This is a genomic window from Ochrobactrum sp. PL_is501 (genome assembly GCF_055816895.1).
In genome coordinates, this window is record NZ_JBVPGR010000032.1 from 226,273 (window position 1) to 238,799 (window position 12,527).

The 12,527-nt window shown below is 59.1% G+C and carries 8 protein-coding genes; 3 read left to right on the top strand and 5 right to left on the bottom strand.

What is annotated here, in order from left to right; genetic code table 11:
• Positions 1-8: 8 nt before the first annotated feature.
• Positions 9-1,463 (bottom strand): glutamate synthase subunit beta, encoded by a 1,455-nt coding sequence (locus AC0TOF_RS08060; protein ID WP_473767822.1) that lies wholly within the window; start codon positions 1,461-1,463, stop codon positions 9-11.
• A gap of 81 nt (positions 1,464-1,544) precedes the next feature.
• Positions 1,545-6,296, bottom strand: a complete 4,752-nt coding sequence (gltB, locus tag AC0TOF_RS08065) for a glutamate synthase large subunit (RefSeq protein WP_473767823.1) — start codon at positions 6,294-6,296, stop codon at positions 1,545-1,547.
• A 649-nt stretch (positions 6,297-6,945) separates the two neighbouring features.
• On the opposite strand from gltB, the gene AC0TOF_RS08070 reads away from it, so the two are divergent.
• Positions 6,946-7,995 carry a threonine aldolase family protein gene (locus AC0TOF_RS08070; protein WP_473767824.1) on the top strand — a complete coding sequence of 350 codons (1,050 nt, stop codon included), beginning with the start codon at positions 6,946-6,948 and terminating at the stop codon, positions 7,993-7,995.
• Positions 7,996-8,067: 72 nt separating this feature from the next.
• Here AC0TOF_RS08070 and AC0TOF_RS08075 read toward each other — a convergent pair whose 3' ends face one another.
• Positions 8,068-8,538, bottom strand: coding sequence for an Hsp20 family protein (locus tag AC0TOF_RS08075; protein WP_473767825.1), 471 nt, complete (start codon positions 8,536-8,538; stop codon positions 8,068-8,070).
• A gap of 375 nt (positions 8,539-8,913) precedes the next feature.
• Between AC0TOF_RS08075 and AC0TOF_RS08080 the strand changes: the two genes are divergently transcribed.
• Entirely contained in the window at positions 8,914-9,312 is a 399-nt protein-coding gene (locus AC0TOF_RS08080) for an antifreeze protein (RefSeq protein WP_473767826.1), read from the top strand.
• A gap of 160 nt (positions 9,313-9,472) precedes the next feature.
• Positions 9,473-10,465 (top strand): alpha/beta fold hydrolase, encoded by a 993-nt coding sequence (locus tag AC0TOF_RS08085; RefSeq protein ID WP_473767827.1) that lies wholly within the window; start codon positions 9,473-9,475, stop codon positions 10,463-10,465.
• On the opposite strand, the gene hisN is transcribed toward AC0TOF_RS08085, so the two are convergent.
• Both hisN and AC0TOF_RS08095 read right to left on the bottom strand, forming a co-directional pair.
• A complete protein-coding gene (gene hisN, locus AC0TOF_RS08090; protein WP_473767828.1) occupies positions 10,466-11,242 on the bottom strand; it encodes a histidinol-phosphatase in 777 nt (258 codons plus the stop codon).
• 254 nt (positions 11,243-11,496) lie between these two features.
• The gene (locus tag AC0TOF_RS08095; RefSeq protein WP_473767829.1) at positions 11,497-12,387 is read right to left on the bottom strand and encodes an N-formylglutamate amidohydrolase; all 891 of its coding nucleotides are present in this window, start codon (positions 12,385-12,387) and stop codon (positions 11,497-11,499) included.
• Between the last annotated feature and the right edge of the window lie 140 nt (positions 12,388-12,527).

Below are 12,527 nucleotides of genomic sequence, written 5' to 3' on the forward strand. Positions count from 1 at the left end.
CTTTTCTTCTAACGCGGTAGAACCGAGCTTCCCATCAAGTCCGCATCGATGGCATGGGCCGCCTGACGGCCTTCGCGGATCGCCCAGACAACCAGCGACTGGCCGCGACGGATATCGCCTGCCGCATAGAGCTTGTCGACATTGGTGCGATAATCGCGGTCGTTTGCGCTGACGGACCTGGAGCCGCGCCGGTCGGTGGCGATTTCGAGCTTCTCGCCCAGTTCCTTGACCACGCTGTTTTCAGCCGGTCCGGCAAAGCCGATGGCGATGAAGGCAAGATCGGCCTTGATGAAGAACTCGGTTCCGGCAATCGGCTTGCGCTTTTCATCGACCTGACAGCACTTCACATGGGTAAGGCGGCCATCCTCGCCGATGAACTCCAGCGTTGCCACCTGAAACTCTCGCGATGCGCCTTCCGCCTGACTGGAAGAGGTGCGCATCTTGGTCGCCCAATAGGGCCAGACGCTGAGCTTGTCTTCCTTTTCCGGCGGTTGCGGGCGGATGTCGAGCTGGGTGACATTGACCGCGCCCTGACGGAAAGCCGTGCCGACGCAATCCGACGCCGTATCGCCACCGCCGACAACCACGATATGCTTGCCGCCTGCGAGAATCGGAGCCGCAGGCCAACCGACAGACTCGATGTTTTCACGGCCAACGCGCCGGTTCTGCTGCACGAGGTAGGGCATGGCATCATGGACGCCATCGAGATCGGCGCCGGGAATTCCCGCCGGGCGCGGGGTTTCCGATCCGCCGCAATAAAGCACCGCGTCATAGGTATCGAGCAACCCCCGCAGCGGCTTGTCGACGCCGATATTGACGCCGCAATGGAAACGCACGCCCTCGCCCTCCATCTGCGCGACGCGGCGGTCGATCAGGTGCTTTTCCATCTTGAAATCGGGAATGCCGTAGCGGAGCAACCCGCCGGGGCGGCTTTCGCGCTCATAGACATCAACCATGTGGCCGGCGCGCGCAAGCTGCTGTGCAGCGGCAAGGCCAGCCGGACCGGAACCGATGATGGCAACAGACTTGCCGGTCTTGTTGGCGGCAGGCTGCGGCACGATATGGCCGAGTTCATAAGCCTTGTCGCCCAGCGCCTGCTCAACCGTCTTGATTGCAACGGGTGTGTCTTCAAGGTTGAGCGTGCATGCTTCCTCGCAAGGGGCAGGGCAGATGCGGCCCGTGAATTCCGGGAAATTATTGGTCAGATGCAGGTTGCGGATCGCCTGATCCCAGTTGTTGTTATAGACGAGATCGTTCCAGTCCGGGATCTGGTTGTGTACCGGGCAGCCCGTCGGCCCATGGCAGAACGGAATGCCGCAATCCATGCAGCGCGCTGCCTGCTTCTGCACTTCGCCATCCGTCATTGGAATGGTGAATTCGCGGAAGTGACGGATACGATCCGACGCTGGCTGGTACTTTGCCACCTGCCGGTCGATTTCAAGAAAACCAGTTACCTTACCCATATTATTCTCCTCTCGCTGTGCGAGGCTCGCGGTGCCGTGCGCCATCCCAGGCGCACAAGCACTGCGTTTTAACGATGGCTCTTACTCAGCTGCGACGCCGATCTGCATACGCTCCATCTCTTCCAGAGCGCGGCGATATTCGACCGGCATGACCTTCACGAATTTCGGACGATAGCTTTCCCAATTGTCGAGAATATCCTTCGCCCGCGTCGAGCCCGTGTAGTGCAGGTGGTTGGCGATCAGCTGCACCAGACGTTCCTCGTCATGATGGGTCATGTTGGCGGAAACATCCACACGGCCCTTGTGCATGAGATCACCGCCATGGTGATGCAGCTTTTCGAGGATGTCGTCTTCTTCCGGCACCGGCTCCAGTTCGACCATCGCCATGTTGCAACGCTGGGCGAAATCGCCTTCCTCGTCGAGCACATAGGCGACGCCGCCCGACATGCCCGCCGCGAAGTTGCGGCCCGTCTGTCCGATGACAACAACCACGCCGCCGGTCATGTATTCGCAGCCGTGGTCGCCCACACCTTCGACAACCGTGACCGCGCCGGAGTTGCGCACGGCGAAACGCTCGCCTGCAACGCCGCGGAAGTAGCATTCGCCTTCAAGCGCGCCGTAGAGCACCGTATTGCCGACGATGATCGAATCCTCGGCGACGATGCGCGTGTCTTCCGGCGGGCGCACCACGATGCGGCCACCCGAAAGGCCCTTGCCGACATAGTCATTGCCATCGCCGATGAGTTCGAGCGAGATGCCGCGTGCGAGGAACGCACCGAAGGACTGGCCAGCCGTGCCGCGAAGCGTAACGGCGATAGTGTCTTCCGGCAGGCCCTTGTGGCGAAAACGCTTGGCCACTTCGCCCGAGAGCATCGCACCGGCAGAACGATCCACATTCTTGATCTCCACGTCGATCTTGACCGGCTGACGCTCTTCGAGCGCAGGCGCGGCAAGCTCGATCAGCTTGCGATCCAGAATATCGTCAATCGGGTGATGCTGGCGCTCGGTCCAGTAAATCTCGTGCTTCTCGGCCTCCGGCTTGTAGAAGATGCGGCTGAAATCCAGCCCCTTCGCCTTCCAATGGTCGATCATCGCCTGCTTTTCCAGAAGCTCGGTCTCGCCGATGATCTGTTCCAGCCGGGTGAAACCCATGGAAGCCAAAAGCGCCCGTACTTCTTCGGCCAGATAGAAGAAGAAGTTGATGACGTGCTCCGGCGTTCCCTTGAAGCGCTTGCGCAGGACAGGGTCCTGCGTCGCCACGCCCACCGGACAGGTGTTCAGGTGGCACTTGCGCATCATGATGCAGCCAGCGGCAATCAGCGGAGCGGTCGAGAAACCGAACTCGTCGGCCCCCAGCAGCGCGCCGATGACCACATCGCGACCGGTGCGCAAACCGCCATCGACCTGAAGCGCCACGCGGGAGCGAAGCCCGTTCAGGACCAGCGTCTGGTGGGTTTCAGCAAGGCCGATTTCCCATGGGGAACCGGCGTGCTTCAGCGAGGTGAGCGGCGAGGCACCCGTGCCGCCATCATAGCCCGACACGGTGATGTGGTCGGCACGCGCCTTGGCAACACCGGCGGCAACCGTGCCCACGCCCACTTCCGACACCAGCTTGACCGAAATATCGGCAGCCGGATTGACGTTCTTCAGGTCGTAGATGAGCTGCGCCAGATCTTCGATGGAATAGATGTCATGGTGCGGCGGCGGCGAAATGAGACCGACGCCCGGCGTCGAGTGACGGGTCTTGGCGATGGTGGCATCGACCTTATGGCCCGGTAGCTGACCGCCTTCGCCGGGCTTCGCGCCCTGCGCGACCTTGATCTGGATCAGATCGGAATTGACCAGATATTCCGTCGTCACGCCGAAACGGCCCGATGCCACCTGCTTGATGGCGGAGCGTTCCGGGTTCGGCGTGCCATCGGGCAGCGGATAGAAACGATCCGGCTCTTCGCCGCCTTCGCCGGTGTTCGACTTGCCGCCGATGGCGTTCATCGCGCGCGCCAGCGTGGTGTGGGCTTCTCTGGAGATAGAACCGAAGGACATGGCGCCGGTCGAGAAGCGCTTGACGATCTCCGAAGCCGGTTCGACCTCGTCGATGGAAACCGGATTCAGGCCGCGATCGGCTGCGAAGCGAATGTTGAACAGGCCGCGAATGGTCTTGGCTTGCGCCGACTTGGAGTCGAGCATGCGCGTATATTCAGTGAAGGTCTCCGGGTTCGACGTGCGCACGGCATGTTGCAGCTTGGCGACCGCGTCCGGGTTCCACATATGGGCTTCGCCGCGCATGCGGTAGGCATATTCGCCGCCCACTTCCAATGCGGTCAGCAGCACCGGATCGTTGCCGAAAGCGTCGGTATGACGGCGCACGGTTTCCTCCGCGACTTCCTCCAGCCCGACGCCTTCGATGCTGGTGGCGGTGCCGAAGAAGAACTTGTCGACGAAGCCCGACTGGAGGCCAACGGCGTCGAAAATCTGCGCGCCGCAATAGGACTGGTAGGTCGAGATGCCCATCTTGGACATGACCTTGAGAATGCCCTTGCCGATGGACTTGATGTAGCGCTTGACCACTTCGTTCTCGTCCACTTCCGGCGGGAACTCACGGCGGCGATGCATGTCGAGCAGCGTGTCGAAGGCGAGATAGGGGTTGATCGCTTCTGCGCCATAGCCTGCAAGGCAGGCGAAATGATGCACTTCGCGCGGTTCGCCCGATTCGACCACGAGGCCGACAGAGGTGCGAAGCCCCTTGCGGATCAGATGATGGTGCACGGCAGCTGTCGCCAGCAGAGCCGGGATCGGAATGCGGTCCGGCCCGACCTGACGATCCGACAGGATAACGATGTTATAGCCGCCGTGGACAGCCGCTTCCGCACGGTCGCAAAGGCGTTCGATTGCGCCATGCATGCCCGCAGCGCCTTCGCCGACATTATAGGTGATGTCCAGCGTCTTGGTGTCGAAGCGGTCTTCGGTGTGGCCGATGGAGCGAATTTTTTCCAGATCGCCATTGGTCAGGATCGGCTGGCGCACTTCCAGACGCTTGCGGCGCGACGTGCCGACAAGGTCAAAGATGTTCGGGCGCGGGCCGATGAAGGAGACAAGGCTCATCACCAGTTCTTCGCGGATCGGATCGATCGGCGGGTTCGTCACCTGCGCGAAATTCTGCTTGAAATAGGTGAACAGCAGCTTCGACTTGTCGGACATGGCCGAAATTGGCGTATCCGTACCCATCGAGCCGATGGCTTCCTGACCGGTGGTGGCCATGGGAGCCATCAGGATCCGGGTGTCTTCCTGCGTGTAGCCAAAGGCCTGCTGGCGGTCGAGCAGGCTCACATCCTTGCGCAGCGCCCGTGGTTCGACCGGGTTGAGGTCTTCCAGTATGAGCTGCGTGTTGGCCAGCCACTGCTTGTAAGGGTGCTTCTGCGCGATCTGCGACTTGATTTCCTCATCCGAGACGATGCGGCCTTCTTCCATATCGATAAGCAGCATGCGGCCCGGCTGAAGACGCCACTTCTTGACGACCTTCTTTTCATCGACCGGCAGGACGCCCGCTTCGGACGCCAGAATGACGAAATCGTCGTCGGTCACGATATAGCGTGCAGGACGCAGGCCATTGCGGTCGAGCGTCGCGCCAATCTGGCGGCCATCGGTGAAGGCCACCGCGGCAGGGCCGTCCCATGGCTCCATCAGGGCTGCGTGATATTCGTAAAACGCCTTGCGCTCATCCGACATCAGCTTGTTGCCCGACCATGCTTCCGGGATCAGCATCATCATGGCATGGGCAAGGCTGTAGCCGCCCTGATGCAGGAATTCGAGCGCATTGTCGAAACAGGCCGTGTCCGACTGGCCCTCATAGGAAATCGGCCACAGCTTGGAAATGTCGTTGCCGAACAGTTCCGAATCCACCGAAGCCTGACGAGCTGCCATCCAGTTGACGTTACCGCGCAGCGTGTTGATCTCGCCATTATGGGCAACCATGCGGTATGGATGCGCCAGACGCCAGGACGGAAAAGTGTTGGTGGAAAAGCGCTGGTGCACCAGTGCCACCGCGCTTTCAAAACGCGGGTCTTTCAGGTCCTGATAATAGGCACCGACCTGATAGGCGAGGAACATGCCCTTATAGACGACCGTGCGCGCCGACATGGACACGACATAGAAGCCCTTATCGTCGCCGTCATTTTCCTGATAGATGCGGTTGGAAATGACCTTGCGCAGCACGAACAGGCGGCGCTCGAAATCGTCGTCCGTCTCCAGCATCGGGTTGCGGCCGATGAAGACCTGAACGTGAAACGGCTCGGTCGCGGCAATATCTGGAGCCTTCGACAGCGATGAATTGTCGACCGGCACCTCGCGCAAGCCGATGAAGGTCTGGCCTTCGGCGGCGATGACTTCCTTGACGATTTCTTCAATATGAGCGCGCAGCTGCGCATCACGCGGCATGAACAGATAGCCGACGCCATAATAGCCTGGCTGCGGCAGGTCGATGCCCTGGCGCGCCATTTCCTCGCGGAAGAAGCGGTCTGGTATCTGCACAAGAATGCCAGCGCCGTCGCCCATCAGCGGATCGGCGCCGACAGCGCCGCGATGGGTCAGGTTTTCCAGCATCTTGAGGCCGTTTTCCACGACCTGATGTGACTTCTTGCCCTTCATATGCGCAATAAAGCCAACGCCGCACGCATCATGCTCATTGCGCGGATCGTAAAGGCCTTGTGCTGGCGGCACGCCCGCTGCCTTGGTTTTTCGCGTCGTTCGGATGGATGCGGTCGTCGCAGCTTTGACCGTTCCGTTCTGACCGTTGTGAGAAACCACATTCGATACAGATGGCGTCAAATGCGTCATCGTCATTCCCTCCGTTTGGCCCTCATCATGAGGCGCGCGATCAGTATATACCGAGATGGTGTGACAACCATCCCGCCGTTGCTTTGCGTATAAAGGAAGCCTTATCGACAAGGCGTTGGACGAGGTTCCGGGCGAGCGGCAAAGCCGGTGCGAGGAACGATGTTTGGCGCCTTATTCTCATCAGGCTTGGACAGACGACACCCAGCCCGCCAGAAAACGGCGCACTCGAATTCCTCCTGTCGCGGTCGGGGCGCCTGCTACCGCCAGGCGATGTGCCTGCCGGTTCCGGCGCCTCTTTCTGAAACTTTTCGGAGAGCGTTGCATCGCTTCCGTTCGCATCAGCTTTTAATTGGACAGCATTGCTGTCCTAATTACGTATGACAGAATTCAAATTGCCTCACAAGATGGAAACGCAATTTTTCTCGGCAACTTCCGTAATAAAATATCAAAACTCGTTATTGTGCTGGATTTTAATTGCGTTTAGCGGCCATTGCGTCAGTTTGGCGCGCTTGTGTTTGTTCCTTGATTGCCTAAAAAATAGGCAGGTTGGCGACATTTTTCGCGGGAGCCGGGCCTTAACCGCTTCTGTCAGACAGGTTATAGAAACATCCACCGTGCGACAGGCCATTCAACCCATCTGGAGGAACACGTGCATTTTGCGTCAGACAATTGGGCAGGTGCCCACCCGAAAATCGCCGAGAGCCTTTCGTTGCATGCCGCGGGTTTTGCGGCAGCTTATGGCGCAAGTGAAATCGACAAACGCGTGGAACAGCGGTTCAACGAATTGTTCGAGCGTGAAGTGGCCGTCTTCTTTGTCGGCACCGGCACGGCGGCCAATTCGCTGGCGCTCGCCAGCGTCAACCGTCCGGGCGGTGTTTCGCTGGTGCACCGTGAGGCGCATGTGATCGAGGATGAATGCGGCGCGCCGGAATATTTCACCGGCGGCGCGCGGTTGCATCCGATAGATGGCGCGCATGGCCGCATCGATCCCGAGCTTCTGAAACGCGAGTTGAAGCGCTTCAACCCGGCCTTCGTTCATGCCGGACAGCCCATGGCTGTCAGCATCACGCAGGCGACTGAAGTCGGCACCCTCTACCAGCCGGAACATATCGCCGCCATCTCGCAAATCTGCCGCGATGCCGGGCTGCCCCTGCACATGGACGGCGCACGTTTCGCCAATGCGCTCGTTTCTCTGGACATGACGCCGGCTGAAATGACCTGGAAGCAGGGCGTGGATATCGTTTCTTTCGGCGGGACGAAAAATGGCTGCTGGTGTGCCGAGGCGCTGGTCTTCATGGACCCCGCCCGCGCCAAAGACCTTCCATTCATCCGCAAGCGCGCGGCACAGCTCTTTTCAAAGACGCGCTTTGTGGCGGCACAGTTTGACGCCTACCTTCAGGATAATCTCTGGCTGGAACTGGCCCGTCATTCAAATGCGCTCGCGACGCGCCTTGCCGGGCATATCAATGCTTCGAGCCAGATGCGCCTTGCCTGGAAGCCGGAAGCCAATGAGGTCTTCGCCATCATGAAACAGTCGGTCTATGATCGTTTGCGCAATGCCGGAGCGATCTTCTACGACTGGAACCCGCCGCATTCGGAAGTGAACCGCATCAGCGACGGCGAAATTTTCGCCCGTTTCGTGACGAGCTTCGCCAATACGGAAGAAGACGTGGACCGTTTCGCCGAATTGATTGCCTGACGCTTTAACACGAATAACGACGAAAAAAGGCGGCGCTCGGAGCGCCGCCTTTTCATTCACGATCAACCGGATTTAGTGCGCGGTCTTTGCCTCGATCTGCTGGGTGCTGTCAGAGCCAGCCTTGGTGACTTCGATCTTGCGCGGTTTCATCTGTTCTGGAATCTCGCGCTTGAGATCAATGTGCAGGAGACCATTCTTGAGGCTCGCACCGGCGACTTCCACGAAGTCGGCAAGCTGGAAGCGACGCTCGAAAGCACGCGAGGCGATACCGCGATAAAGCACTTCACCCACATCGGATGCGGTTTCATCAGCCTTCTGGCCCTTGACGGTCAACTGATTGCGATGGGCCTCGATTTCGAGTTCGCTTTCGGAAAAGCCCGCAACCGCCATGGTGATGCGATAGGTGTTTTCACCCGTGCGCTCGATATTATACGGCGGATAGGACTGGTTACCTTCCGGCGAAGCGAGCGTATCAAGCATGGTGAAGAGACGATCGAAGCCGACCGTGGAACGATAAAGCGGGGAAAAATCTACGTGACGCATGTGTTAGCCCTCCTTTAGAGCGACATGATGCTTGTTTCAGCATGATCTTCCGAGAAGCGCCGGGGCGCACTCGAGACCATACACGGCGGCGAAATTCCCTTATGGCGAATTCCTTGATGCCGGCGGCCCCTTCCAGGCGACCGCAAAACTCATTTGGGAACGGTTCTTTTTCATTTCAAGGCCGATAGCGCGCGAAGTTTATGAAACACGAGCTGTCACGCCGCGTAATAACTCCTGATCGATAGGGGGCTACATTGTGGGGATTCGCCGCACAATGAACCCAAAATGAACATCATCTTCGGTGAGCGTTCAGCTGCTTGGGGCTACTGTCCCGCCATGCCTGCTGCAAAGCGGGTTCACCAAAGGATTACGGTTATGAAAAAAGCTGTTCTTGCTTTTGCCGCACTTGCTTCCGTCGCGACCGGTCTTGCGACGCCCACCCTCGCAGCCGATAGCGGCCTGCGCGTTCAGGTTCAGTATTACGACGATGACGGCTATCGTCCGCCGCGCCCTTATCCGGGTCCGCGTCCCGGTTGGGATGGTGGCCCGGACCGCCGCCCGAATTGGGGCGACGATTACGGCCGTCGTGAAATCATGGGGCCGCGCCGTATCGCGCGCTCGCTGGAACGCCGCGGCTATGATGTCGGCGACATGCGCCTCAACCGCGATACCTATTTCGTGCGCGCCACAAGGCCGAACGGCCGTCGCGTCATCGTCATGGTGGACGCCTATTCGGGTCGCATCGTCGGCGAACGTCGTCCGGGCGGCTACTGATCTCTCTTCATGTGAATAGAACGGCTGGCGTAACGTCCCTTGCCCGGCTGTTCTTTGAACCGGAAGTTCGCAATCGAACTTCCGGTTACTTTTTATCATCAATTGCCGCATTATGCTGAAAGCACGCATGACAATCTGAAACAGAAAGGCCCGCAATCGGATGTCGGAACTGCTTTTCGAAACCGATGCGAATCCCATTCCGCACGGGATAAGAACCGGACTTCTTGAGATGAAGAACGGCAAAACCCTGCGCTATGCCATGCTGAAAGCCGAAACGAAGCCGACACGGGGAACCGTCATACTGCTTCAGGGGCGCAACGAATTCATCGAAAAATACTTCGAAACCATGAACGATCTGACCGCGCGCGGCTTTGCGGTAGTGACGTTCGACTGGCGCGGGCAGGGCGGGTCGCATCGGCTGCTGAAAGATCGCCAGCGCGGCTATGTCCGCAGTTTCGATGACTATTCCGACGACCTTGACCTTATTCTGGGCCAGATCGCCTTTCCCGACTGTCCGCCGCCTTTCTATATTCTTGGCCATTCCGCCGGGGCGCTGGTCGCGCTTGCCTCGATGGGCAGGCTGACGTCACGCATCAGCCGCATGGTGCTCTGTGCACCCTTCATGGGGCTGGATGGGCAAAAACTCAGCGACGACACCGTGCGCCGCATCGCTTCTGCCTTTCGATGGCTCGGCCTCGGGCGAATTTATGCCTCCGGCGGACGCAGGCTGGCTTCGCGTCCCTTTGCAGGCAATCCGCTGACCAGCGACCCGGCGCGCTTCATGCGCAACATGGAAATTCCACGCCTCCATCCCGAACTGGCGCTTGGCGGGCCGACAGCACGCTGGCTCTGGAGCGCGCTCGAAACATCGCGGCGCATCAACCAGCCGGATTTCTATGATGGGCCAACGGTGCCGGTTCTTATCGTTGCGGCCGGCGCGGATCGTGTGGTTTCCACGCCGGTGATCGAGCGTTTTGTCGCGCGAACGCGCAATGTCTCGCTGACGACGATTGCTGGCGCACGCCATGAAATGCTGCAGGAAGCCGATTTTTATCGGGAGCAGCTCTGGGCTGCCTTCGATGCCTTCATTCCCGGATCATCGGAAGTGGAAACCATGCCGGAGACCATCGAACCTGCGATCTCCGGTGTTTAGCTAGCTGTTCAGCAGATCAAGCGCGGCCCGGTGCAGCTCGGCAGAAGCGGCGGCGACAATATCACCGCCCTTTTCCGCCGGGCCGCCATCGCGTTGCGTCACCACGCCGCCAGCCTGCTCGATCAGCGGGATGAGGGCGACAATATCATATGGCTGCAAGCCAGACTCGACCACGATATCGGCAAAGCCACTGGCCAGCATCGCGAAGGCATAGCAGTCCACGCCATAGCGAGACAGGCGGACAGCATTTTCCAGCCGGTCGAAACTCTTGCGGCTATCTCCCTTGAAAAGGGCTGGCGTCGTGGTGAACAAGGTTGCATCTTCCAATGCCGCATCCTTGCGCACGGAAAGGCGGCGCGGCGCAGCATCGACGCGCTGGAGATAAGCGCCGTCACCATCGCTGTAGAACAGTTCTCCTGTGAAGGGTTGCGACATCATTCCCGCCTTGGCGTCGCCATCGACTGTCAGGCCCAGAAGCGTGCCCCAGACCGGCAGGCCGGAAATGAAGGCACGGGTTCCGTCGATGGGATCGATGACCCATACATGGCTGCGGTCGATATTTTCCGGCCCATATTCTTCCCCAAGGATACCGTGATCCGGAAAAGCGCTGCCGATGACCGCGCGAATCGCACGCTCCGCCGCCCGGTCCGCTTCGGTCACGGGATCGAAACCAACGCTATATTTGTTGTCTATTTCCGTCATCTGACGAAAGCGCGGAAGCGTTTCAGCGGCGGCAGCGGCGGCCACTTCGGAAAAAAATGCCTTGTCGATCAGCAACCCCGAACTCCTGTTTTCAAGTCATGGCGCAGAATTGCGCAAACCATGCTAATTTTGCCTAGATAATGAGCATATCAAAATTAGCTCAAAAAATATGCGTGTTTTCTTGACGTTTGCCCCGTTCAGACGTAACTTAAATCCCAGACAGGTTTTCCTGTCGATGCCTTTCGGGGCATTTCCTCCCTAGTCTTTGACCGCGCTCGTAATCCTCGGGCGCGGTTCTTTTTATCCGTGAGAATGCAGTTGCGGAACGGCTATTCCGCGGCCAGCGGCGGCGCGATAAACAGATCATCCGGCAGGGATGTCAGATCGCTGAGAAAGCCGTACAGGTCGGCGCAGAGCGTTTCGAAGCCTGCAAGCTTGTGCAGGGTCTGTTCGTTCACATAAAGGCTTCGATTGATCTCGATCTGGAGCGCATGGCAAGCCATGGCGGGACGCCCGTAATGCTCGGTGATGAACCCGCCCGCATAAGGCTTGTTGTGCGCGACGGTGTACCCCAGGTCCTGAAGGAGATCGATGGCTGCCTGCGTCAGCCTTTCGCTGCATGACCGTCCGAAACGATCACCGACGATAAAGTCTGGACGCGATCCGACTTCGCCGGGCCGCACGCCTCCCGGCATCGAATGGCAGTCGATCAGCACGGCATAACCAAAACGCTGGCGCGTGGAATGAAGCAGCGCTTCAAGCGCCTGGTGATAAGGCTTGTAGAGATCTTCAATGCGATAAAACGCTTCGGCGAGCGGAATGCGTCCCGGATAGATCAGCTGGCCTTCGCCGACCAGACGCGGGACCGTGCCCAGCCCGCCTGCAACACGCGCCGACTGGCTGTTGACGAAAGGCGGCAACGGCTCGGCGAACATGCGTGGATCGAGCTCGTAGGCCTCTCGATTTACATCCAGAAAAGCACGCGGAAAATGCGCCTTCAGCAAAGGTGCGCCGAGCCTCGTTGCCGAGGCAAAAAGCTCGTCGACATAGCAGTCTTCCGAATGGCGTATGCTGAGGGCATCGAGGCGCGAGGCTTCAACGAAGGCATGCGGATAATAGCGCCCGCTATGCGGTGAATTGAAGACAAACGGAATGCGTTGTTCCGCCGGAGCGCATATCTCGAAGGGCGGTATCAGACTAAAATCGCGCTCCAAACTCATTCTTCACCCGTTCTCGACCGGAACATGCAGGCTAACCGAAAGCGGCCCACGTTAGTAGCGCGATAAATTACGCCAGACGAGCCATGCATGCAAATGGCAGAACAGCGAATCCTCCGACACCGGAATGGGTGCATATGCGG

Excerpts from the sequence above, each read along its gene's own strand:
- AC0TOF_RS08060 (WP_473767822.1), bottom strand. The coding sequence starts at position 1,463 with ATGGGTAAGGTAACTGGTTTTCTTGAAATCGACCGGCAGGTGGCAAAG.
- gltB (WP_473767823.1), bottom strand. The coding sequence starts at position 6,296 with ATGACGCATTTGACGCCATCTGTATCGAATGTGGTTTCTCACAACGGT.
- AC0TOF_RS08075 (WP_473767825.1), bottom strand. The coding sequence starts at position 8,538 with ATGCGTCACGTAGATTTTTCCCCGCTTTATCGTTCCACGGTCGGCTTC.
- AC0TOF_RS08080 (WP_473767826.1), top strand. The coding sequence starts at position 8,914 with ATGAAAAAAGCTGTTCTTGCTTTTGCCGCACTTGCTTCCGTCGCGACC.
- AC0TOF_RS08085 (WP_473767827.1), top strand. The coding sequence starts at position 9,473 with ATGTCGGAACTGCTTTTCGAAACCGATGCGAATCCCATTCCGCACGGG.
- AC0TOF_RS08095 (WP_473767829.1), bottom strand. The coding sequence starts at position 12,387 with ATGAGTTTGGAGCGCGATTTTAGTCTGATACCGCCCTTCGAGATATGC.